We start from the raw sequence: 22,653 nt of genomic DNA, 5'->3' as shown, positions 1-22,653 counted from the left end.
TCTGGCCCGCGGCTTAACCGATCGGGCCTCTGGCCCGCGGCTTAACCGATCGGGCCTCTGGCCCGCGGCTTAACCGATCGGGCCTCTGGCCCGCGGCTTAACCGATCGGGCCTCTGGCCCGCGGCTTAACCGATCGGGCCTCTGGCCCGCGGCTTCGCCGATCGTATCCACCAGAGGGAGTGCGCCCAGAGGGCACTCGGAATTTCTGCCGTGGTACGTACGCCAGACTGGACAAGGAATCGAACGCTGCAATCTGCTCCGGATCCAGTCTATGCTTTTCTCGAGCACCAGATAGCAAGCAGGCTTCCCTTCTGCCCACTTTGTGGACGATTCGGCAGGGGGACGACAAGGAGATTGGAACGCCAGGCGGGCGGGGAGGGAACCGGAAGCGGTTAGAGCCACTCGGTCAGTTCCAGGAGCGAGGAGAGGACCAGGTCCGCCTCCGCCAGATCCTGGGCTTCGCCCAGGCCACACAGAACCCCTGCCGTGGCCATCTGGGCGGCCCGTGCCGAACGGAGGTTGATGTCGGTATCGCTGACCACCAGGATCTGATCGGGCTCCAGCTGCAGATGTTGGGCGGCGGCCAACAGGGCTTCGCTGTGGGGCAACAGGTTCCGCACATCTTCCCGGCCGATCACCAGTTGGAACAGATTCGGGTCCAGATCGCCCTGGTTCAGGAACTGCTCAATTTCCTGCCGGCTGCGGGTAGAAACCAGGACCAGCCGGTAATGGGTGGCGAGCTGGGCCAGGGTCTCGGCCACACCGGGAAAGGGCCGCAGGTCGGCCGCCGGTGGATAGCCCCGCAGGCTGTCCAGCAGTGGGGAGAGGCGGGCCAGGTCCTGTTGCAGGTTGAGGTGGCGCAGCTGGTTGATGAGAAAATTGATGAACCCTTCCAGGAGGATCATGGCGCGGCGGGCCAGGTAGCTCCGCCGTACCGGTGGCACCAGCCGGTCCAGCCAGGTCAGGTGTTGGGCTGCCCAGTGGCAGGCCCGCCAATCCAGCGGCGCCAGGGTGCCGTCCAGGTCGAAGATGACGGCCTCGATCTTGCGGCCGGCAATCAGGCCGGGAATGCGGACCCCGGGCTGCAGGGGCTGGATGGGCTCAAAGGGTTCCAGGTCCAGCAACTTGCGGTAGACGTAGGAAAGGAGGATGCGGGCACTGGCGATGGTGGGCGTGGCCAGCAACACACCCAACACGCCAAAGACCATGGCGCCGTTGATGATGCCCACGAAGGTCACGGCCGGGTGGAGCTGGACCCGCCCCCCCACCAGCCGGGGGATCAGGTAGACGCTCTCGATCTGGGTGATGACGATGTAGATGGCCATGACCACCAGGGCAAAGGTGATGTTGCCCACGGGCATCCAGGTCGAACCGGAAAAGAGGGCCACCGCAGTGCCGATGGTGCCGCTGATGCCCGGCCCGATGGTGGGCAGGAACTCCATGACGCCGGCCAGCAACGCCAGGCCACCGGCGTTGGGCATCCCCACAATGGCCAGCGCGATCCAGGTCATCAGCCCCACCACCAGCCCCAGCACCAGCTGCCCCCGCAGGAAGGCATGCCAGACTTCCCCCAACGACTGGGCCAGCCGGCGGACGTCCTCCTGGTAGTCGGCCGGGATCTGCTCGTAGATCAGGCGCTGAAGCTTGTGCAGATCCTTCAGCAGCCAGAAATTCAAGACCAGCACGTACACCACTGTCAGCACCCCGGCCGTTACCCCCCGGGCGATGGACATGGGATTGGTGGTGGCCAGGATGAGAACGTTCTGCAGGACGTTGCCGGCCTCCTGGAGCACGGTATCCAGGGAGAGACGATAGTTGCCCAACACCAGCAAAGGGCCCGCCGAGGCCGTCTGCAGGCTGGTCACCAGGTCTTCCAGGGCTGCCTGCAGGGAGAGGAAGAGCTCCGCCGAGCGGGGGATGAGGAGAGCAGGCATCAGCGCCACCAGGGCCAGCAGGATGATGTAGATGACCGTCACCGCGGTCCCCCGGGCCCATCCGGTGGTCCGCTGAATCCAGTTGACCGGATAGCTGAGGATGAAGGCCAACAGGAAAGCCACCACCGTGGGTGGAATCATTTCTCGGAAGGTCACCAAGAGCACAATGGCCAGGATGGCCAACGTGGAGATGACGATGATCTTGGTGAGCGTACTCCAGCGTCTGGAGCTCATGAAGGATTCGAGGGGAAGTATTTCAGTTGGTTGAGAGGCCAGTAGCGCAGCCAGACCCGGCCCACAATGTATTCCCGCTTCACCGGCCCAAAGGAGCGGCTGTCGTTGCTATTTTCCCGGTTATCTCCCAGGACGAAGTAGCTCAGGGGCCCCAGGACCACGGGCGGCAGGCTCTGGTATCCCAGGTCATGGGGAAAGGGCTCGGCCAGGGGTTCGCCGTTGACAAAGACCACCCCTTTGCGGATCTCGATGGTCTCCCCGGGCAGGCCTACGATCCGCTTGACCAGCATCTCTTCCATGCCCGGCAGGTCAATCACCACGATGTCGTTGCGGCGGGGGGGATGAAAATGGTAGCTGAACTTGTCGATGATCAGGCGCTGGCGCTCGGAAAGGTTGGGCTCCATGCTCTGGCCGTAGACGATGGTGGCCTGGGCGAAGAACAGGTGGACCACCAGGGCCAGCGCCAGGGCCGGCAAGATCACCTGAAGCGTTTCCCGCAGGAGGAGCCGCCAGGGTGGGACCGGCGCTGAAGCCGCCAGGGCTTCCCGGTCGGCAGCGGCCTCCCGGATCCTCCACGGGGAATCCGCCGGGATGGTGGGATCGCTCTCATCGGGTTGACCCGGACTCTGTTGGCTGAAAGGGTAGGAGCGCTGGCGCCCAGGGTCAACCCCAGGACGTTCCGGGTCGAAGTGTGGATCCGAGGGGGAGGGCAAAAAATCGTTCATGGCTTCGTAGGATCACCCGTGCAAACATCACCTTGAACATGATCCAAAATTATCCTCAAGTATAACGGCGAAAAGACGTTTATCCAAATGGTCTACCCAAGGACAAAAGGATGCATGGCCCCAGAATGGGGACGCCGCCCCGCTTGACGCTGGATCCTACGGACGTTATACTGTCCCCATACGGCCTATGATCAATTATCGTACACAGATCTTCACCCATCCACGTTCCATACATGCAGTCCTGCAGCTTCTGCTGGTCGTAGCCCTGCTGCTGGCATCCATCCCCCCGGTGCATGCCCAAAGCCAGGACAGCAATGGACCGACCGGCGACGAGTCCACACCCGGGCAGGCGACGCCCCAGGTCACGCCCACCGCGGACCCGACCCTGGCGGCAGAGCAGGCCCTGGAGGCCCAGATCGACGCACTTCTGGCCTCCATGACCGTCGCCGATCGGGTCGGCCAGCTCTTTCTCATCTCCTTCGAAGGCAACGACATCAGCTTCGACAGCGACATCGCTGAGCTCATCTACGGCTACCGGGTGGGCGGCGTCCTGCTAAGTCCGGAGAACGGCAACTTCAGCAACGAGAAGGGCGTCGATACCCCGCGCCAGGTGGCCAGCCTGATCAATCGGCTCCAGGCATTGGCCTATGGGCTCCTGTTGCCGGAGGAGCGGGCCCTCCAACCCATCCCAGATGAGCCCTGGCCGCCCCCTGGCATGATTTCCATGGAACAGATGACCGGCGCGCCCCCCCTGAACATTCCTCTCTTTGTGGCCGTGGAGCAGGCCGGCGACGACCTGCCGTCCACCGCCCTGCGCCGGGGCTTTACCCCCCTGCCCAGCGCCATGGCCCTGGGCGCCACCTGGAATCAGACCCTGGCCCGCCAGGTGGGGGAGATTGTGGGCCGGGAACTGCGCGCCGTGGGCGTCAACCTTCTCCTGGGCCCCAACCTGGACGTGATCGAGGCCCCCCGGGCCGACCGGGTGGGTAGCCTGGGGCTCCAATCCTTCGGCGGCGATCCCTACTGGGTAAGCCAGATCGGCCGGGCCTACATCACCGGCGTCCACCAGGGGGGACAGGGACGGGTGGCCACCATTGCCCGCCACTTCCCTGGCGCGGGCAGCGCCGACCGCCTGCCCGACGACGAAGTGGCCATCGTCCAAAAAAGCCAGCAGGAACTGGAACAGATGGCGTTGCCCCCCTTCCAGACTGTCACCCGCCGGGCCTCTTCCATCCTGCGCCTGGCCGGTGACCCCGGCGCCACCGATGGACTCATGTCCAGCCACATGCGCTACACCGGCTTCCAGGGCAACACCCCAGGCCGCAGCACGCCCATCAGCCTGACGCCCGATCTCACCCAGGTGCTGGAGATGGAGGGGATGGGCACCTGGCGCGGTCAAGGCGGCCTGCTGGTCAGCAACGCCCTGGGCATACCGGCGATCCGGCGCTACTACAGCCCCAACCTGGATGAATTCCCCTACCGGCGCATCGCCATGGAAGCCTTCTCCGCCGGCCACGACATTTTGCTCCTGGACCGATTCAGCCTGGACGACCGCTGGGAGAACGAGAAGGCCAACATCAAGGAGACCATCGCCTTCTTCCAGGAACGGTACATCAACGATCCGGACTTCGCTGCCCAGGTGGATGCAGCCGTGCGGCGCATCCTTCGGCTGAAGCTGCGGCTCTACACCGCACCCGTCCCCACCACCGCCCCCACCCTTTTGCCCATCCCGCCCATCACCGCCACCCTGGCGCTGAACAACGTGCTCGTCCAGGCCGACGATTTGTCGGTCCTGGGGGGGGAGCAGCGGGCCAATGCCCTGGCCGTGGTCGGCCAGGTGGCGCGGGAAGCGGTCACCCTCCTCTATCCAGACCCGGCCAACGCGGCCGACCTGGCGCCGCCCATGATCCAGCCTGGCGACCATCTGCTGATCTTCACCGACAGCCGCCTGGTCCAGGAGTGCCCCGGGTGTGTGGCGGAGACGGCCATCAACCCGGATGAGCTGGCCCAGATTATGCTACGCCTCTATGGGCCTGGGGGAACCGGCCAGATCCAGGAGGAGCAGGTCACCAGCCTCACCTTCTCGGACCTGGCCCAGCTGTTGGATACCGAGGAAGCGGCAGCGGCCCACCCTCCTGCAAAGGACCCATCTTCTACTTCTACCCCTTCTACTTCTACCCCCCCAGCAGAAGCTTCCCCGGCCGCTGGTGCGCCTCCTCCCGCGGAAGGAGAAGTGGCCGGAACGACCGGAGAGCAGGCCAGCACCACGGATGAGGAGCTGCTGGACAAAAACGAGAAGACCCGGCTGCAAATCCAGCAGGCCACCTGGCTCATCTTCGCCATGCTGGACGTGGTGCCAGAGCAATATCCCAACAGCAACATCGTCAAGCGCTTTTTGCGCCTCCATGGGGAGCAACTGGCCAACAAACAGGTGGTGGTCCTCTCCTTCCACGCCCCCTACTTCCTGGACACCACCGAGATCGGCAAACTCAACGTCTACTACGGCCTCTACAGCAAAACCCAGCCATTCCTGGAAGCAGCCGTGCGTGCCCTCTTTCGCTCGTTCACCCCGGGCGGCGCACCGCCGGTGGGTGTCCCGGGGACCCGCTTCAGCAACCTGGCCGACCGGCTACGGCCTGACCCCAACCGCCCCATTGACCTGCACCTCCTGGTAGACGAAACGGAAATCGCCAGCCTCCAGACGATTGACACCGACGAGCCTCCCCCAACGGTTGACGTGGGGACCATGCTCCGCATTCAGGTGGGGCCCGTCTACGACCTGAACGGGAAGGTGGTGCCCGACGGCACCCGGGTGAATTTCCAGTTGATCTACGAAGGGGAAGAGCTGGCCTTGCCCATTGAACCTGCCATGACCCGCAACGGCATTGCCATCCGCGATGTGCTCCTGGAACGCAGCGGCATGCTGCGGGTGGCGGCCCAGGCCGGGCAGGCTACCACCGGGCAGGCCATCACCCTGAACGTCCAGGGGACCGCCCTGGCTGAAACTGGCAACGGCTCGGCCGCGGAGAACGCCTCCGCCGCCTCGGCAGCCGCCGACATGACCAGCACCACGGCCATGACCGGCCCGGCGCAGGTGGCCGCCCTGGTAGAGAATACCCCAGGGGGAGCCGAAAATCTGCCCGAAAACCGCATCCCCTCCCTGATCATCGCCCTGTTGACCATCGCAGCCACCTTGAGCCTGCTCCTCATCGTGGAGGTGCGGGTCCTGCCCCGGGCGATCCTGGTGCACAGCATGTTGTGGGCGGTCATCTTCGGCCTGGCCGCCTATATTTTGTACGGGCTGGGGTGGTTGCCGGGCTCCCAGTGGCTTCAGTCCAGCCTGCGCATCTGGGGCGCGGGCGTGGTCGTCTTCATCGCCATGCTCTTCCCCCTGGTCTGGCTCCAGCTTCGTATGGAACCGTAGTCGGCCCCAATCTGCGTAATCCGGGTAACCTCAGGGACGGCGCCGCATGGGAGGATGCTCACGCCACAAGCGGCCAACCATCGCCACGCGGAGTCGGACAAAACGGCGCCGCAGATGGGCAACCATCGTGAAGGGCTGAATCTGTGTCATCTGGGGCTGAAAAGAAAGAAAAAAGACCGTTTCAAGAGGGATCGGCCGAGGAGGGCGAATCGGTGAGGCGTTCCAGGGTATCCAGCAGGAGTTGAGGGTCGAAGGGCTTTTGAAGGGCCAGATCGACGCCCAAGATCTGGGCTGCAGCCAGAACGTCTTCGGCCAGCTCGTTGTCATAGCCGCCGCCGGTGATGGCGATAATCTTGATGCGCCGGTTGGAGCGCTTCAGCTCCCGGATCAACTGAATGCCATCCCGCTGGGGCATCAAAATGTCGGTGATGAGGACCTCCACCCCTGCCCCATCCGGTTCCGCCGTCAGGATCTCCAGGGCGGTCGCCACATCGGAAGCCTCCAACACCGTATGCCCGGCCGTAGTCAGCAGCCGGTTCAAGGCGTGGAGGAAATATCGGTTGTCATCAACAACGAGCAAAGTGGCCATGCAGTGGGATAACAGCCCGCCCAAAGGTATCTTCCCCATCCAGGGGTATCTGCTCAGATGTTCCTGCAGATTACAGACATAACCTCGGGCAGACCGGAGCGGAGAACTCTCCAAAAAAGATAGCGCCCCCGACAGGACTCGAACCTGTGCACCTGGCTCCGGAGGCCAGTGCTCTATCCACTGAGCTACGGGGGCCCGTGAATTGCGCTGATTGCCCTTGGTTTATACCATAATCTGGCCCGATTGGGCAAATTTCGTGACGAGAGCGGGCAAGAATGTTATAATCGGGCCATGTATCTCGATCGAAGCTACCGCCCACGGCGACGCCGTCGGGGTATCATCGGCCGCTTTTGGCCCCTGATCCTGCTGGGCATCGTGGGCATCATCCTCTACGAACAGAGGCCTACCTGGCTGGTTCCCCAGCCCATACGGCCCACGGCCATCCCGACCCGCAGCGCCCTGGCTTTTCTGGCCGATGCAGAAGCGGCCTATCAGGCAGGCAACATTCATGCTGCCATTGAGGCCTACCAGGAGGTCGCCCGGCTGGAGCCGGAGAACCCCGCGCCCCTGGCGGCTCAATCTCGCCTCTACTTGATCCTGCAGGACGTGCCCACCTCCCTCCGCCTGGCCCAGCGGGCAGCGGAGTTGGCGCCAGACGACCCAGACGTGCTCACCACCCTGGCCCGGGCTCTGGACTGGACCGGCGACTATGAAAGCGCGCTCAACTATGCGCTGGACTCCCTGGAGATCGACCCCCAAAACGCCACCACCCTGGCCGTGTTGGGCGAAATTTACACCGATGTGGGCAACTGGGATGTGGCGGAGGAATACCTCAACGAGGCCCTGGAGGTGGACCCCCAAAACGTTACTGCGCTGCGCAACATGGCCTACCTGTACGAGATGCGGGGCGATTACGAGGCGGCCATCCAGGCCTACGACGCGGCCATTGCCGCAGCACCCAACCGCTTTGACCTGTACATCGCCAAAGGACGCCAATATCGCATCGGCCTGCTGGACTACGAAAAGGCCATCGAAAGCTACCGCCAGGCCGTGGCCGTCTACGAGTCGGCCATCACCCTGGACGCCCTGGGGGACGGGCTTTACAATATGGGCGATCACCTGACTGCCATTCGGGAGCTGCGCAAGGCCGTGGAGATGGATCCCAACTACGGGCCTGCCCACGTCCACCTGGGGATGGCCCTCTACGCCCGGCGCAACTACGAGGATGCGGTGCCCGCCCTGGAAAAAGGGCTGAACCTGGTAGGAGACAGCGCCCGCATTGAACAGCTCTACACCCTGGGCCTGGCCTACATCTACAAAGATCCCCCCGAATGCGACAAGGCGGTGACCTGGCTCCGCAAGGCGCTGGAGATCGACCCGGAGAGCGGCCCGGCCCTGGAAGGCCTCTCTTTGTGCAACGCCCGTTAAGCCAGCCTGCCCTCGAACCCGTCAACCGTTAAACCGTCGGCGATAGCCTTTTTCCGGACATCCATGACCCTGAAACGTTCGCGCCTGAAATCGTCGCTGCCGCCCACAGCCACCCTGAGGCCGCCTCCTTCCCACCGGCAAATTCGCCAGGAGGGTCCGCCCGGCCCCGCCCCAGAATCCTCCCCTGCCGCTGCCTCAGACGGGGGAGGTCGCCGGGGTGACACGGCTGAGCGGACCATGACCAGCAAACGGCGCCTCCAGCGTCGGGTGACGCCGCTACAGGTCCTCCAGGAGCCCCTCCAGGCCGGCGTGCGCAAGGTCTTCGACCTGCGCCGCTTCCTGCTGGTGTTGGGCCTGACCACGGCGGTGCTGCTCTTTCCCACGCCCGAAGGGCTGTCGCCGGAAGGGCACCGGGGGCTAGCCCTCTTCATCTTTACGGGCAGCATCCTGGCCCTGGAGCCCGCCCCCCTGCCCATTGCGGCGCTTATGGTGCCCATCTGCCAGATCGCCCTGGGCATTGATCAGGCTCCTGGCGCTTTTGCGCCCTTCGGTCAGCCGGTGGTCTTCCTCATCCTGGGCAGCCTCTTCCTGGCGGAGGCCCTGCGTAAGCATGGGCTGACCCGCCGCCTGGCCCTCTACGCCATTGTGGCCAGCAAGGGCAATTTCCGGCTGCTGCTGCTGGAGTTGATGCTGATCACCGGCGCGCTCAGCATGTGGGTCCTCAACACAGCCACCGCGGCCGTGCTGATTCCGGTGGCCATCACCATTGCCCAGCGGGTGCCGCGCCAGGAGGAAGCCCGGCGGGTGCTGACCCTACTGATCCTGGGCATCGCCTACAGCTCCAGCATCGGCGCCATCGCCACCATCATGGGCAGCGGGGAGAATGCCATCGCCGTTGGGCTGTTGGATGAAGTCATGGATTTTGGCTTTTTGGACTGGATGCAATTTGGTCTCCCGATTAGTGTCACCCTCATCCCCCTAAGCTGGGCAATCCTCCTGCGAACCCTGCCCGCACCCTCTGTGCGCATCGACACCGAACCAGCGGCCAAGGAGCTGACCCGGCTGGGGAGCCTCAAGGGGCCGGAGCGGGAGATCCTGGCCATCCTCTTCGTGTCGGTGGTGTTGTGGGTCAGCGGGTCGTCCCTGGAATCCATGCTCCATCTGCCCCGCACCCTGCTCAGCAGCGCGGTGGTGGCCATTGGCGCGGTGGCCCTCCTCTCCATCGACGAGGTGATCGACTGGAACGACCTGAAGGGGGTCAACTGGGGCGTCTTCTTCGTCATCGGGGCCGGGCTCACCCTGGGGGATGCCCTGGACAAGACCGGGGCCAGCGCCTGGTTTGCAGCCCAACTGGCCCCGGCCCTGGAAGGCTTGCCCTATGGCGTCATCCTGGTGATCCTGGTCATGCTGGGCTTCAGCCTGACCCAGTTTATGAACAACGTTACCCTGGGCGCCATTTTGGCCCCGGTGTTGATCACCCTGGCCCAGGCCAGCGGCATCTCGCCGCCTCGCCTCCTGTTGCCGACCATCATCTCCCTGGCGCTGGCCTACATGCTGCCCAGCGCCTCGGCCCGCATGACCCTGGTGGCCGTCACCGGGGCCGTGGAGCGCAAGGACATGATCCGGGCCGGCCTGGCCGTGGGCCTGCCCTCGGCCCTGGTGGTCATCGCCTTTTTCTACGGGCTCAGCGTGGTGGGGTGGATCTAACCCCGTGAGGCAAAGATTTGCCCAGGAATCCAATGGCCTGTGGGACATGGTGCGTGACACATCAATCAACGTGCCAGCCATCGACGGGGATGTCGCGTACCACGTCCTACGCATCATGTATCCCAGAATCGCTGGCCCGTTTATGTCGTCGTGTACTGGGCTGTCTGTTCATCATCTGGAGAACACCCATGCGGATATGGCTCATCGGCGCGGGCACCAAAGGAACGGAGGCCCTGCGCCAGCTCCAAAAAAACGCCGACATCGAGGTCATCGTCAGCGATCCCACGCCGAGGCCCAAGGCGGTGGAGGAGGGTGTGATCGGCCAGGTGGACCACGTGGAGGTGGTCACCCAGGCCAACATCAACACCCTGGCCCGACGCATCCGCCCGGACCTGATCCTGATCGACACTTCCCAGGAGAACCGCCATCTGGGACGGGTCAGCGGCGGCCAGGCCCTGTCCGAAGCCCTTTTCTATGAAATTGCCGCCACCAGCGACTATCCTTGCCTGTTGATTTGACCGATGATTTGACCGAATAAGGGAGTTGTGGCAAAAGTCCATGGTACTATGGCCGACAGTTTGAACGACACCTCCAAAAGCTACCACAATCTGGGCCTCTATCGCCTGACCGGCTTCAGCGGGCGGCGGGCCCAGCTGCGTCAGCTCCATGAATGGATGATCGGGGGGGACGACCTGCCGGCCATTGCCATCAGCGGTGAACGGGGCATGGGCAAGAGCACCCTGGCCACCGCAGCCGCCTGGAGCTTTGCCCGGGTTTTCTCCGACGGCATCGTTCGGGTGGGGGCAGCCGGGGCACACCGCTTCCGGCTCTACGACATCGTCCGCACCATGGACACCGTCTTCGGCACGACCCTCACCCGCATCAGCGAAGAGCGGTGGGGCATCAGCATCCTGGAGCAGCTCTACCGGCGGCGACGCCTTCTGATCCTGGACGAGCTGTCCGGCGCCCTGCCGGAGGAGCTGAACACCCTGGTGGACATCATCGGCCACCTGCACGAAGCCGGCGGCCACTCCCGAGTCCTCTTCATCGACCGAGATTTCAGCCCCGCCATCGCCGAACTGGTCCAGTTCCAGCACATCCACCTGGAGGGCCTGATCCTGGACGAGCTTCCCCAGCTGATCCAGGCGCGTGCGCCGGAGCCGGTGCGAGAAGAAGCCCTGGCCCATGTGGAAGAGCTCTGGCACCTGACGACCGGCCAACCCTTCATGCTGCGGCTCATCTGGGGCCTCATGCTGGATTTTTCCTGGGAGGAGCTGGGTTTCATCTTCCAGGACATGGCCGATCCCGAGGGCGTGCTGCACACGGAGGCGGTGGCAGCCTTTGCCGTGGAGAACTTCGCCGCCATCCAGCCCCAGGCCGGCCCCCTGCTGGATCGCCTGGTCAGCGCTGCGGGCGGCGCCTCCCTGGCCGCCCTGGGCGAACTCTTCTGGGCGGATTTGGGCACGCCGGCCGAGCTCCAACAGACCTTGCACGCGCTGACCGAACGGGCGTTGCTGGATCTGGACCCGTACGAGCAGCGGGTGGTGATGCACCCGGTGGTGCGCAGCTACATGGAGCAGAACGCGGTCATGTTGGGCGAGGACTGGGAACGGCGCCATGCCCGCTACTACGTGGCCCTGGCCGAACGCTACCAGTACCTCCCCCTGGAGCGCTGGCCCGAGGTGGACGTGGAATGGGGCAACATCTACAAAGGGGCAGACTGGTGCGCGGCCCGCATGCAGCGCCTCTGGCAGGATGAACCCATCCACTTCATCACCGATCCCGTGGTGGACCAGGAGGGGATCCAGCTGCCGCCGGAAGTCCAGGCAGTCAAAGACGACCTGCGTCTGGCCCGTGCCTATGCCCTGGCCCTGGCCCACTACGCCTTCTGGCGCCATCCGCCCGGCATCCAGCGCTGGCTGGCGGCCGGCGCCCTGGCCTCCCTGGCCCTGACGGATCTGCGAGACTACGCCTGGATTCAACTGAACCTGGGCCGCCAGCTCTTCTTCACCGGCCAGGTGGAACAGGCCGTCCACTGGCTCTCCCGCGCGGCCGCCATCTTTGACTCCCGGGATCTGCTGACTGAGTTAGCCTACACGTACACCGACCTGGGTACCTCCAACCGCATCCTGGACAACCCGCGCCAGGCCTTGCGCTATTTCCGGGCGGCCTTTGACTGTGTGGCCCAGCTGGGCGACCAGTATGGCCTGGCCACAGCGTACATGAACCTGGGCAGCGCCTACTACGGCCTGGACGACTACGAACATGCCCTGCGGGAATATCGCAAAGCCCTGCGCATTGCCCTGCGTCTGGGCTACGAACAACAGGCCGCCAGCGCGTTCAACAGCATGGGCCTGGCCCTGGAGGGCATGGATAGGCTGGCAGAGGCGCAACAGGCCTACCAAAACGCGCTCCAGATCTTCCGGCGCATCCGCGACCTCATCGGCATCAGCACCTGCTACAACAACCTGGGCTCCGTGGCCTACGCCCAGGGGGATTACCAGCAGGCCCTCCACTGGTATGAGCTGGACCTGGCCCTTTCCGAACAGCGGGGTGCCTGGACGGATATGGCGGCTACCCTCCACAACCTGGGCCATGTGGCCCTGGAGCTGGGCCGGCCCGAACAGGCCCTGGAGTACTTCCAGCAGAGTCGGGAGCTCTACGCCGCCTTTGAGCTGACCGACTACGTCCAGGAGGAAGAGGAGATGATTGAATATATTCAATCCCTGGAAGGGCAACGCATGGCATAAACCGGGCCGGCAGCGGCCAGCTAACAAACTTCTAACACAACATTAGCATTTTTCTTATCCTCCGGGTCGTGAAAAAGCGATCTGACTTCCCTACCAATTTGCACAGAAAAATTGAATGGGCTATGATACGGGCCGTTAGCACTCTCGTCACCCGAGTGCTAACGGCCGCCGTTTTAGTCGCCAACAAAGTCGACGGACGTTATCAAATTCGGTTACTGGTGCATGCCACATTCACACTAGGAGGATCAAAGCCATGAATCTCAGACCGTTGGGAGACCGCCTGGTTGTCAAGCCCATCGAAGAGGCGGAGCAGACTTCTACCGGCATCTTCCTGCCCGAGACTGCCAAGGAAAAGCCCCAGCAGGGCAAAGTTGTGGCCGCCGGCCCCGGCGCCCGCAAGGAAAACGGGGAACGCATTCCCCTGGATGTCAAGGTCGATGACACGGTGCTCTACGCCAAGTACGCGGGCACCAGCATCAAACTGCAGGGAGAAGAGTACCTGATTTTGAAGGAGAGCGACGTTCTGGCCATCGTCGAGAACGGCAACAAGTAAGTTCGATGCAACAGCTTTCGCACAGAACGCAGTCCATTCGAGGAGAATAAAAAATGGCAAAGCAGATCATTTTCGAAGATGCAGCGCGTAAAAGCCTGAAAGCGGGTGTGGACGCACTGGCCAACGCCGTGAAGACCACCCTGGGCCCCAAGGGCCGCAATGTTGCATTGGACAAAAAATGGGGTAGCCCCACCGTGACCCACGACGGTGTCACCGTCGCCAAGGAAATCGAGCTGGAAGATCCCTTCGAGAACATGGGCGCCCAGCTGCTCAAAGAAGCAGCCACCAAGACCAACGACGTGGCCGGTGACGGCACCACCACCGCCACCGTCCTGGCCCAGGCCATCGTCACCGAGGGCCTGAAGAACGTCACCGCCGGCGCCAACCCCATGCTGCTCAAGCGGGGCATCGAGGCTGGCCGGGATGCCATCGTCCAGGCCATCCGCGACATGGCCACCCCCGTCTCCGGCAAGGCCAGCATCGCCCAGGTGGCCAGCATCTCCGCCGCCGACAAGGTCATCGGTGACCTCATCGCCGAAGTCATGGACAAGGTCGGCAAGGACGGCGTCATCACCGTCGAGGAGAGCAAGGGCCTGGAGTTCGAGACCGAGTATGTGGAAGGGATGCAGCTGGATCGCGGCTACCTGAGCCCCTACTTCGTCACCAACTCCGAGCGCATGGAAGCCGTGGTCGAAGATCCCTACATCCTGATCACCGACAAGAAGATCAGCAGCGCCCAGGACATCGTTCCTATCCTGGAGAAGCTGGTCCAGATCGGCAAGCGGGAGATCGTGGTCATCGCCGAGGACGTGGACGGCGAGGCCCTGGCCACCCTGGTGCTGAACAAGCTGCGGGGTATGGTCAACGCCCTGGCCATCAAGGCCCCTGGCTTCGGTGATCGCCGCAAGGCCATGCTGCGGGACATCGCCATCCTGACGGGTGGCCAGGTCATCAGCGAAGAGCTGGGCCGCAAACTGGACTCCGTCCGCCTGGAGGATCTGGGCCGGGCCGGCAAAGTGGTCAGCACCAAGGACACCACCACCATCGTGGACGGCGCTGGCTCCAGCGAGGCCATCAAGGGCCGCATCGAGGAGATCCGGGCCGAGATCGAGGCCAGCACCAGCGACTACGACCGGGAGAAGCTGCAGGAGCGCCTGGCCAAGCTGGCCGGTGGTGTGGCCATCATCCGGGTTGGTGCCGCCACCGAGACCGAGCTGAAGGAGAAGAAGCACCGGGTCGAGGACGCCCTGAGCGCCACCCGGGCTGCGGTGGAAGAGGGTATCGTCCCCGGCGGTGGCGTGGCCCTGATCAACGCCATCCCTGCCCTGGACAAGGTGGAGCTGGACGGTGACGCCGCCACCGGTGTGAAGATCCTGCGCCGGGCCCTGGAAGAGCCCATGCGCATGATCGCCCAGAATGCTGGCCTGGACGGCCCCGTGGTCATCGAGCGGGTGCGGGCCCTGCACAAAGAGGGCAAGCTGAACGTCGGTTACGACGTCATCGCCAACGACTACGTGGACATGCTGGAAGCCGGCATCATCGACCCGGCCAAGGTCACCCGCAGCGCGGTGGAGAACGCCTGCTCCATCGCCGCCATGATCCTGACCACCTCGGCTCTGGTGACCGACATTCCCGAGCCCGAGAAGGCGGCCCCGGCCGGCGGCGACATGGGCGGCATGATGTAATTCCGTTGCTCAACCGGGTGACACGGTGTACAATGGGGGGTGTTGGGCTTCAGCTCAACACCCCTTTTTTTGCACTCAATTTTTCGTGCTCAATCCCGCCAGAAATTCGCTCAGGCTCCCCACCAGAGGACTGCTGCCGCATTTCTGCCGTGCGATTGACACAAGCTGTAGCAGAAAGGATCGACGCATGCCATTGCCCACCCGAGACGAAGCCTACGCGCTGCTCTGTGAATGGGTGCAATCTGAAAACCTGCGCCGCCACATGCTGGCCGTGGAGGCTGCGCTGCGGGCCTACGCCCGCCACTTCGGCGAGGACGAAGAGCTGTGGGGTATCACCGGCCTGCTCCACGACCTGGACTACGAGCGCTTTCCCGACATGGAAGATACGGTCAACGGCCACCCGCGCACCGCGCTGCGCCTCTTCCGGGAGCGAGACTATCCCGAGGAGCTGATCCATGCGGTGGAGGCCCACGCCACCTTCCTGGGCGTGCCCCGCACTTCCCTGCTGGACAAGGCGCTGCTGGCTTGCGATGAACTGACGGGCCTGATCCTGGCCTGTGCCTACGTGCGCCCCAGCCGGGATCTGCGGGAGGTCAAGCTCAAGTCGGTCAAGAAGAAGTGGAAGGACAAGGCCTTCACTGCGGCCATCGACCGGGAGGAGAACCTGCGCTACATCGAAGAGCTGGGCGTCCCCTTTGACGAACACGTCCAACGGGTGCTCACAGCCATGCAGGGCATAGCCCAGGAGCTGGGGGTGGCCGGCCAGGCTCCCTGAGCGCTGGCTGGCCACCCGGTAATCCTCCCCTTCGCCCTCCCCAGTCCCTGAACGTTTCGTCATCCGCCCCTGGACGCCCCACATCGGCCCCACCCGGGGCCCAAAATCCTTCCTTGACGCTCTCCTGTGAGCCTGATATAATCTATCATGAGCCAATATCCTTTGGCTTGCGCGCGCTACAGACACATTCCTCTGGCAATTGGCATCGCGCCTCCCTCGCCACTCACAAGCATTCTGGAGCAAGTTTGAAGATGTCAGATTCGGAGCAATTCAATTCTGAGGCTCAGGGCGCCGGCGACACCCATCAGGCACAAGAACCTTCTAACACAAACAACCTCGACCTGGCAGAATTCGAGCGATACCTGGAAGAAGAGCTGGACTTTGATCTCCCCGGCCGTGGTGACCTGCGTCAGGGCGTCATCGTCGAAATTCGGCCGAGTGAGTTACTGGTCAATGTGGGCAGCAAGCGGGATGGCGTTGTTCCCCAGTCGGACTTAGCACGTCTCGACCCGGCATTTGTCAAAAGCCTGCGGGAAGGGCAGACCATCGACGTGGTCGTCAGCCGGCAGCCAGACGACGACGGCATCTTCCTGCTCAGCATTGCCGATGCCCTCCAACAGAAAGATTGGCTCCTGGCCCAGGAGCTGTTGGAGAGTGGCGAGATCACAGTTCACAAGGTTGTCGGCTACAACAAAGGCGGCCTGACCGTCGAGTTCAACCACCTGCGCGGGTTTGTTCCGGCCTCCCACATCGTCAATATGCCCCGCAACCTGAATGAAGAACAACGCCGGGCAGAGCTGGAAAAGCACATCGGCCGGGAGCTGCGCCTCAAGGTGATCGAAGTGGAGCGGCGGCGACGGCGGCTGGTCATGTCTGAATCCCTGGCCGAACGGGAACTGCAGAGCCAGCGCCGGGAAGAGCTCTTCCGCACCGTCCAGGTGGGCGACATCATCGAAGGGGAAGTGCGCAGCATGCGCCCCTTTGGCGCCTTTGTGGACATCGGCGGGGCGGACGGCCTGCTCCACGTCAGTGAGATCGGCTGGGCCCAGGTCAGCCACCCCCGGGATGTGCTGGAAGTGGGCCAGAAGATCCAGGTCCAGGTCATCCGCATGGACCCGGAAAACCAGCGGATTGCCCTCAGCCGGAAGCGACTTCTCCCCAACCCCTGGGACACGGTGGAAGAACGCTACCATCCTGGCGACATCGTGCCCGCCACCATCACCCGGGTGGTGGACTTCGGCGCCTTTGCCCAACTGGAGCCAGGCATCGAAGGTCTGATCCACATCAGCGAGCTGGCCGACATCACGGTGGCAGAGCCCCTGAAAACCGTGCAGGTGGGCGATAAGGTTCACGTCAAAGTCCTGCGGGTGGACCGACGCCGGCAACGGGTTGGGCTGAGCATTCGCCAGGTGCTGTACCGGGAAGAAGGGGAGGGCAGCGAAACCTCCAGCAATGATGGCACAGCTCATAGGTAGGGCCAGGCGCCCATCGCGGGGGCCCTGCCGAGAGCAGTGTTCCGCATTCCGGCTTCGCCCAGAATCCAGTTGACTGAACTTCCCCATGAAGTGGTCCAGAGCAGCACTTTCACCCGGGGTGAACGCCGGGTCCACTCTGTTTTTTTGCCCCAGTCCGGTGAAGTACAGTATAATAACCGAGAGAAGGCAGGACCATCGGCCCTGAGTATGGCGTCTACAGACCTGTCAGAGGCACCGAACCACTCTGACAGGTTCTGTTCGTCAGGAGAAGGTGAAGGGCCAACGGTGGCCTGAATTCCATGACCGTTCGTCCGAGGGCAGTTGTTGATATCCACTTGGAAGGGAGGTGATTCCCATTAGCGTCGAACTGCGACCAGGCGAGTCTCAGGAAAGTTTGCTGAAGCGTTTCCGGAAAGCTGTTGCTGAGGCCCGCATCTTGCCCATCGTCCGCCAGAAGCGCTGGTTCACGTCCAAGAGCGAGATCAAGCGCATCAAGCGGCAGAAAGCGATCCGCAAGGCCCAGCGCGCGGCCCGGCGGGCCGGTAACGCCTGATCAGGCCGGCCGCCACCTGACGATCGCGTGTCCAACAATTGCTCGCCAAACAATTTGAGTTTTCGCGGAACAATTCATTCGGGGAGAATGTTGCAACATTCTCCCCGAAACAAGCGTCATAAGGTTGGCTGCTATCGTTTGAAGCCATAGGCTGGCACGGGCAAAGTGCTTTGCCCGTGTTTCCGGTATCCAGACCAGGGGCGATACACGCTTTAGAAGTCGAAGTGAGCATCAAAGGAAACCTTTGAGAAAGAATGGACAGGCATCGCCTGTGAATGGAGTTTCATGGCAGAAGAAACAATTGTATTAGAAGGAAAAGTCGTCGATACCCTGCCCAACGCGATGTTTCGCGTCGAGCTGGAGAATGGCCACACCGTTCTGGCCTATCTTTCCGGCAAGATGCGTAAGTATTATATCCGCGTGTTGTTGGGCGACCGGGTCAAGGTGGAGATGAGCCCGTACGATCTGACCAAGGGGCGCATCACCTACCGGTATCGGAACTGAGAACTACCCAAAAACGGCAAGCGACAGCGGCCGGGGCGTCAGACGTGCCCGGCTTTTTGTCGTTGCCGTTTCTTTTTCTTCATCTTTCTTACGCGTTCCTTTTCTTACGCGTTTCTTTACGCGCTCTTTTTTACGCGGCGGAGGAGTTCGTCTGGCGCCGGCGATAGGCAGCGATGGCCCGCTCGGCCATGGCCTTCTCCGAATCAAAGGTCAGCCGGGCAACGGCCTCCTCCAGGGGGACCCAGATGGGGGTGAAGTCGGCCTGATCGTCAGGCGGCCGCGGCACCCTGTCCGGTCCGGCCAGCCCCATCAGGAAGTAATATTCGGTGCGGAGGTAATGGTTGCCCCGGTAATCAAACTCCACCTGCTGGCAGCCCAGATCGTCCCAAATTTCCAGCTGGCCATATCCTGTCTCCTCCCGGGTTTCCCGAAGGGCTGCCTCTGCCGGGCTTTCCCCAGGCTCGATGTGGCCCTTGGGCAGGCGCACCTCATTCCGGCTGGGCCGATCCAGGAGGAGCATGCAGCCATCCTGGATGACAATGCCGCCGGCGGCTTCGTATCGGATCTGAGCCATGGTTGCTGCCCCTCAGAGGGAGGTTGGCGCCGGGGTTGCGTCGGGCTCCGCCTGCGGGGCAGGCTGAGGGATCACGAAGAGCTGTTCGGCCAATTCCCGGCCCAAGATCTGGGTGGGGCGTTGACCGCCGCTGTCCTCTCCGTTTCCGTTGTGTGGGGACGCCAGCTCCAGGGTGACGGGACCGTTAAAGGGAGCGATCTCCACCACCTTCACTACCCGGCCCGGGGTCAGGGTGAGCTGGCTCAGATAGCGGAGCACACTGGCATTTTTGATCCCCACCCGCCTCAGGACGCCCAACTGGCCGGGCTCCATCTCGGTCAGGGAGATGAGATGCTCTTCGGGCATGGTGCCATCTTTGCGGGGAATGGGATCGCCGTGGGGACAATGGGTTGGGTAGCCACAGAGCCGGTCCATTCGGTCTTCGAAGGCGGCGCTGATGGCATGCTCCAGACGATGGGCTTCTACATCCACCTGATCCCAGGTAAACCCCATCACCTTGATCAAGAAAACTTCCAACAGGCGATGACGACGAATGAGCTGCAAAGCGGCCAGCCGGCCCTGCTCCGTGAGGGTGATACCGTCGGTGTTGGAGCGCTCCACAAAACCAGAATCTTGCAGTCGTTTGAGCATGCTGCTGGCTGCTGCCGGGGAAACGCTCATGGTCTCAGCCAGCGCGCTGGTGGTCACCTTCTCCGTATCCTGGGAAAGTCGATAGATGGCTGCCAGATAGTCGAGCATGCCATCGGTGGTAAGGCCACAGAAAGTTTGCATCAGTTACCCATCGTCCCATGTACCGGCAATTTTTATCAATTTCATCAGAATAATTTGAGCAAATTATAAGTTGTATCCTTGCGGCTGTCAATTTAACGGGCGCTCCACTGCCAATTTCAGCCTGGGAACCCTCCCAGGGGGATCGCTCCCATTCATCGGCCGGACGTTCCTGGCGGTGTTGTGTCCAAAACAGCGCCCGAAGGGAGCATCTTACCCTCTTGAACGATGCCCTCGCCCTCGGAGCGTGCGGCCAACCGACATACTTTGTGGTACAATCCACCATCATGATGAACGAAATGCCCGAGCACGATAGGATGCTCCACCATCCGCCCCAGGACTCGCCGTCACCCCAGGACCAACCAGAGGCAACGGCCCCATTGCCCCCGGAAGTGCCCGAGGACGTGGACCCGGCCGACCCCCTGCCGCTGCTGCGGGAAGGGTGTGCCCGGTGGGGGCTGACGCTCTCGCCCCGACAGATCCAGCAGTTTGTCACCCACTATGTGGAATTGGTGCGGTGGAACCAGCGGGTGAATCTGACCGCGATCACCGACTTTGAGGATGTCCAGGTCAAGCATTTCCTGGATTCCCTGGCGGCACTCCCGCTGATCTGCCAGGAGTTGGAAGAACCCCTGCCGCCCACCCGTCCGCTTCACCTGGTGGACGTGGGCAGCGGCGCAGGCTTCCCTGGCATCCCGCTGAAGATTGTCGCGCCCCGGCTCAAATTGACCCTGATGGATGGAACCGGAAAGAAAGTGCGCTTCCTGGAACAACTGGTGGCGAAGCTGGCGCTCTCCAATACCCAGGTGGTACAGGGACGCGCTGAGGAGCTGGGCCGGCAGATGGCCTATCGGGGCCAGTTTGACCTGGTCACAGCCAGGGCAGTAGCCCCCCTGAATACCCTGGTTGAGTATCTGCTACCCCTCTGCCGCCGGGGTGGCCTGGCCATCATGTACAAAGGCCCAGGGGCCGCCCAGGAGTTCATGGAAGCCCGCCGGGCCATCGAGATCTTAGGGGGGGACGTGGTACGCTTTGCGCCGGTTCAGGTGCCTTTTCTGCCGGAGCAACGCTTCATCCTGTTGGTGAAGAAGGTGCGACACACGCCCCAGCAGTATCCCCGGGGCCAGGGTCTGCCACGGAAAAAACCGCTGACGTAGCGGACCCTTCAGGAGCCCCGCCAGCATGACACCCAATGACGCCCAGCAGAGAAGCACTGCACCCGGTTACTCATCCAGGCAGTGCTTCTCCAGATAATAGGTCATGTGTTGGAAGTGGATCACCGGGTCGATATACTCTACCCGGATCTCCTTGGGCACGGTCAGGGTGATGGGTGCGTAGCAGAGGATGCTCTTGATGCCGGCTTCGATCAGGGTGTTGGCCACCTCTTGGGCCGCCTCGGCGGGCACGGCAATAATGGCAATCTGGCATTTGTGGCTGCGCACATAGTCGGGAATGGCACGGGGATGTTCCACCCGCAAAGGGCCAACCCGCTTGCCCAGCTTCTCCGGATCGGTGTCAAACACCGCCACGATCCGGAAGCCCCGGTCTTCGAAACCGTTGTAGCTGGCCAGGGCATGGCCCAGGTAACCGGCGCCTACCAGGACAACGGGCCAGATACAGTCGACCTTCAGGATCTTTTCCAGTTGGGAACAGAGATAGGCCACGTTGTATCCTGTTCCCTGCTTGCCGAACTCGCCAAAATGGCTCAGGTCTTTGCGGATCTGGGCCGAGCTGATACCCAAGCGCTCCCCCAATTCCTGGCTGGAAGCCACTTCCTTCCCCTCGCTCTGTAACAGCTTCAGGGTGCGCAGGTAAATGGGCAGGCGACCGATGACAATGTCGGGAATGTCGTTCTTGGTATCCGTCGAATGATTGTTTGTCACAATATGGACTGCCATAGACCTTCGGGAAATGGGTGAAAAGGGTGGCGCTCTGGCAAGCGCCGGAAGTTCTCACTGTGTGTATTTTATCACAAAAGCAAGAGGCGGCGCTAATCTCAAATCTCTTTGCGTGGATTTCGGTTTACTCAATATACCTGGGGATCTGGGCGAACAACCCGCAAGCCAGCCCTCCGGGGATGCCCTGGGTGCAGAGGGGAGGATCCAGAGGCAGAAGAGAGGCGGTCCGTTGGGAAACTCGCCGCTCCCCGTGCCTCTGTAGATGTCCTGCGGTATTTTGGCAGCGCCTTCGCCCTGGAATCAGCGTTGGAACAGATGCAAGATACTCGGAGAGATCAGGTCGTCTGATCCTCCTGCACCGGCGTGGTGAGGCAGTAGCCCTGGCCGCGTACGGTGATCAGGTAGACCGGGTTGTTGGGATCCGGTTCGATCTTGCTGCGCAACCGGCGGATGTGGACCCAGAGAGAGCCGACTGTGCCCTTCTGCAAAGGGTCCCAGGCTTTGGCCATCAAAAACCCGGGTGAAAGGACGCGCCCCCGGTGGTAGTAGAGGATGCGCAAGAGGCGGTTTTCGATGGGGGTCAGGGGAACTTTCCGCCCCTGCAGCACGGCATACTGCTGGGCAAAGTTCACCTGAAGCTGCTCGTCGATCACCGATTCTGTGTCGGTCAAGAGGGCGGTGGACTTGCGGGCCAGCACCCGGCGCACCCGAGCCAGGAGTTCAGAAAATGCGAAAGGTTTGGTAAGATAGTCCTCGGCGTAACGGCTCAAGGCTTCGACCTTGGAGCTGGTGTCTGAAAGCGCCGACAGGAAAATGATCGGCACATCCCCCATGCTGTGTAACGCTTCCGCCACTGCGAATCCATCCATACCTGGCATGAGAATATCCAAAACGGCCAGGGATGGAAGCCCTTCGCGGCGCACCAGGTCCAGGGCTTCTTCGCCACTCTTGGCTACCATGACTGTGTAGCCTTCCCGCTTGAAGCGCAGCTCCAACATCAGGCGGGTTTCCGCAGCATCGTCGACGACGAGGATTCGTTTGGGGCTTTCTTCACCCGTCATGGTCATTTCGGTCATG

The 22,653-nt window shown here is 62.6% G+C and carries 19 protein-coding genes and 1 tRNA gene; 12 read left to right on the top strand and 8 right to left on the bottom strand.

All coding sequences use genetic code 11. The features are described from left to right. Nucleotides 1–392 precede the first annotated feature (392 nt). Complete coding sequence (locus tag FKZ61_RS12695) at nt 393–2,168, bottom strand: AI-2E family transporter (protein ID WP_141610492.1); 1,776 nt, start codon at nt 2,166–2,168, stop codon at nt 393–395. After that, nucleotides 2,165–2,893 (bottom strand): signal peptidase I, encoded by a 729-nt coding sequence (lepB, locus tag FKZ61_RS12690; protein WP_141610491.1) that lies wholly within the window; start codon nt 2,891–2,893, stop codon nt 2,165–2,167. The genes FKZ61_RS12695 and lepB overlap by 4 nt, the downstream gene beginning before the upstream one ends. 187 nt (nt 2,894–3,080) lie before the next feature. Here lepB and FKZ61_RS12685 point away from each other — a divergent pair, with 187 nt between their 5' ends. Then, nucleotides 3,081–6,317, top strand: a complete 3,237-nt coding sequence (locus FKZ61_RS12685) for a glycoside hydrolase family 3 N-terminal domain-containing protein (RefSeq protein ID WP_141610490.1) — start codon at nt 3,081–3,083, stop codon at nt 6,315–6,317. A 181-nt stretch (nt 6,318–6,498) separates the two neighbouring features. Here FKZ61_RS12685 and FKZ61_RS12680 read toward each other — a convergent pair whose 3' ends face one another. Further along, on the bottom strand, nt 6,499–6,897 hold the full coding sequence (locus tag FKZ61_RS12680) for a response regulator (RefSeq protein WP_170199637.1): 399 nt from the start codon (nt 6,895–6,897) through the stop codon (nt 6,499–6,501). Between the two features lie 132 nt (nt 6,898–7,029). After that, a tRNA-Arg gene (locus tag FKZ61_RS12675) sits at nt 7,030–7,101 on the bottom strand. 96 nt (nt 7,102–7,197) lie between these two features. On the opposite strand from FKZ61_RS12675, the gene FKZ61_RS12670 reads away from it, so the two are divergent. From FKZ61_RS12670 to infA, 10 genes are all read left to right on the top strand, one after another. Next, nucleotides 7,198–8,334 carry a tetratricopeptide repeat protein gene (locus tag FKZ61_RS12670; protein WP_141610488.1) on the top strand — a complete coding sequence of 379 codons (1,137 nt, stop codon included), beginning with the start codon at nt 7,198–7,200 and terminating at the stop codon, nt 8,332–8,334. Between the two features lie 237 nt (nt 8,335–8,571). Next, nucleotides 8,572–10,041: an SLC13 family permease gene (locus FKZ61_RS12665; RefSeq protein WP_229964235.1), complete on the top strand. Its 1,470-nt coding sequence runs from the start codon at nt 8,572–8,574 to the stop codon at nt 10,039–10,041. Between the two features lie 188 nt (nt 10,042–10,229). Then, on the top strand, nt 10,230–10,559 hold the full coding sequence (locus tag FKZ61_RS12660) for a hypothetical protein (RefSeq protein ID WP_141610486.1): 330 nt from the start codon (nt 10,230–10,232) through the stop codon (nt 10,557–10,559). A 48-nt stretch (nt 10,560–10,607) separates the two neighbouring features. Continuing rightward, complete coding sequence (locus FKZ61_RS12655) at nt 10,608–12,791, top strand: tetratricopeptide repeat protein (RefSeq protein WP_141610485.1); 2,184 nt, start codon at nt 10,608–10,610, stop codon at nt 12,789–12,791. 253 nt (nt 12,792–13,044) lie between these two features. Then, a complete protein-coding gene (gene groES, locus FKZ61_RS12650) occupies nt 13,045–13,344 on the top strand; it encodes a co-chaperone GroES (RefSeq protein ID WP_141610484.1) in 300 nt (99 codons plus the stop codon). Nucleotides 13,345–13,397: 53 nt separating this feature from the next. After that, a complete protein-coding gene (gene groL / locus FKZ61_RS12645) occupies nt 13,398–15,029 on the top strand; it encodes a chaperonin GroEL (protein ID WP_141610483.1) in 1,632 nt (543 codons plus the stop codon). A gap of 187 nt (nt 15,030–15,216) precedes the next feature. Beyond that, nucleotides 15,217–15,804: an HD domain-containing protein gene (locus FKZ61_RS12640; protein WP_211358537.1), complete on the top strand. Its 588-nt coding sequence runs from the start codon at nt 15,217–15,219 to the stop codon at nt 15,802–15,804. Nucleotides 15,805–16,055: 251 nt separating this feature from the next. Further along, nucleotides 16,056–17,279, top strand: a complete 1,224-nt coding sequence (locus FKZ61_RS12635; RefSeq protein WP_141610482.1) for a 30S ribosomal protein S1 — start codon at nt 16,056–16,058, stop codon at nt 17,277–17,279. A 346-nt stretch (nt 17,280–17,625) separates the two neighbouring features. Beyond that, complete coding sequence (rpsU, locus tag FKZ61_RS12630) at nt 17,626–17,832, top strand: 30S ribosomal protein S21 (protein ID WP_229964234.1); 207 nt, start codon at nt 17,626–17,628, stop codon at nt 17,830–17,832. A 285-nt stretch (nt 17,833–18,117) separates the two neighbouring features. Next, nucleotides 18,118–18,336: a translation initiation factor IF-1 gene (infA, locus tag FKZ61_RS12625; protein ID WP_141610481.1), complete on the top strand. Its 219-nt coding sequence runs from the start codon at nt 18,118–18,120 to the stop codon at nt 18,334–18,336. Between the two features lie 130 nt (nt 18,337–18,466). Here infA and FKZ61_RS12620 read toward each other — a convergent pair whose 3' ends face one another. Together FKZ61_RS12620 and FKZ61_RS12615 are read right to left on the bottom strand one after the other, a co-directional pair. Next, a complete protein-coding gene (locus FKZ61_RS12620; RefSeq protein WP_141610480.1) occupies nt 18,467–18,910 on the bottom strand; it encodes an NUDIX hydrolase in 444 nt (147 codons plus the stop codon). Nucleotides 18,911–18,922: 12 nt separating this feature from the next. Then, nucleotides 18,923–19,681, bottom strand: coding sequence for a metal-dependent transcriptional regulator (locus FKZ61_RS12615; RefSeq protein WP_141610479.1), 759 nt, complete (start codon nt 19,679–19,681; stop codon nt 18,923–18,925). Nucleotides 19,682–19,977: 296 nt separating this feature from the next. On the opposite strand from FKZ61_RS12615, the gene rsmG reads away from it, so the two are divergent. Further along, on the top strand, nt 19,978–20,835 hold the full coding sequence (gene rsmG, locus FKZ61_RS12610; protein ID WP_211358536.1) for a 16S rRNA (guanine(527)-N(7))-methyltransferase RsmG: 858 nt from the start codon (nt 19,978–19,980) through the stop codon (nt 20,833–20,835). Between the two features lie 66 nt (nt 20,836–20,901). Here the strand turns inward: rsmG and FKZ61_RS12605 are convergent, their stop codons facing one another. Then, a complete protein-coding gene (locus FKZ61_RS12605) occupies nt 20,902–21,561 on the bottom strand; it encodes a redox-sensing transcriptional repressor Rex (protein WP_229964233.1) in 660 nt (219 codons plus the stop codon). A gap of 350 nt (nt 21,562–21,911) precedes the next feature. Further along, the gene (locus FKZ61_RS12600; RefSeq protein WP_141610477.1) at nt 21,912–22,652 is read right to left on the bottom strand and encodes a response regulator transcription factor; all 741 of its coding nucleotides are present in this window, start codon (nt 22,650–22,652) and stop codon (nt 21,912–21,914) included. Nucleotide 22,653 lies beyond the last annotated feature (1 nt).

It is taken from the genome of Litorilinea aerophila (assembly GCF_006569185.2).
Classification (GTDB): domain Bacteria; phylum Chloroflexota; class Anaerolineae; order Caldilineales; family Caldilineaceae; genus Litorilinea; species Litorilinea aerophila.
The sequence above is the reverse complement of the archived record's forward strand: the minus strand, read 5'-3'. Positions and strand labels throughout refer to the sequence as shown.

Bases quoted from the DNA above. Each gene is read 5' to 3' on its own strand.
- FKZ61_RS12695 (WP_141610492.1), bottom strand. From the start codon at position 2,168: ATGAGCTCCAGACGCTGGAGTACGCTCACCAAGATCATCGTCATCTCC.
- lepB (WP_141610491.1), bottom strand. From the start codon at position 2,893: ATGAACGATTTTTTGCCCTCCCCCTCGGATCCACACTTCGACCCGGAA.
- FKZ61_RS12685 (WP_141610490.1), top strand. From the start codon at position 3,081: ATGATCAATTATCGTACACAGATCTTCACCCATCCACGTTCCATACAT.
- FKZ61_RS12670 (WP_141610488.1), top strand. From the start codon at position 7,198: ATGTATCTCGATCGAAGCTACCGCCCACGGCGACGCCGTCGGGGTATC.
- FKZ61_RS12665 (WP_229964235.1), top strand. From the start codon at position 8,572: ATGACCAGCAAACGGCGCCTCCAGCGTCGGGTGACGCCGCTACAGGTC.
- FKZ61_RS12660 (WP_141610486.1), top strand. From the start codon at position 10,230: ATGCGGATATGGCTCATCGGCGCGGGCACCAAAGGAACGGAGGCCCTG.
- FKZ61_RS12655 (WP_141610485.1), top strand. From the start codon at position 10,608: ATGGCCGACAGTTTGAACGACACCTCCAAAAGCTACCACAATCTGGGC.
- groES (WP_141610484.1), top strand. From the start codon at position 13,045: ATGAATCTCAGACCGTTGGGAGACCGCCTGGTTGTCAAGCCCATCGAA.
- groL (WP_141610483.1), top strand. From the start codon at position 13,398: ATGGCAAAGCAGATCATTTTCGAAGATGCAGCGCGTAAAAGCCTGAAA.
- FKZ61_RS12640 (WP_211358537.1), top strand. From the start codon at position 15,217: ATGCCATTGCCCACCCGAGACGAAGCCTACGCGCTGCTCTGTGAATGG.
- FKZ61_RS12635 (WP_141610482.1), top strand. From the start codon at position 16,056: ATGTCAGATTCGGAGCAATTCAATTCTGAGGCTCAGGGCGCCGGCGAC.
- infA (WP_141610481.1), top strand. From the start codon at position 18,118: ATGGCAGAAGAAACAATTGTATTAGAAGGAAAAGTCGTCGATACCCTG.
- FKZ61_RS12620 (WP_141610480.1), bottom strand. From the start codon at position 18,910: ATGGCTCAGATCCGATACGAAGCCGCCGGCGGCATTGTCATCCAGGAT.
- FKZ61_RS12615 (WP_141610479.1), bottom strand. From the start codon at position 19,681: ATGCAAACTTTCTGTGGCCTTACCACCGATGGCATGCTCGACTATCTG.
- rsmG (WP_211358536.1), top strand. From the start codon at position 19,978: ATGCCCGAGCACGATAGGATGCTCCACCATCCGCCCCAGGACTCGCCG.
- FKZ61_RS12600 (WP_141610477.1), bottom strand. From the start codon at position 22,652: ATGACCGAAATGACCATGACGGGTGAAGAAAGCCCCAAACGAATCCTC.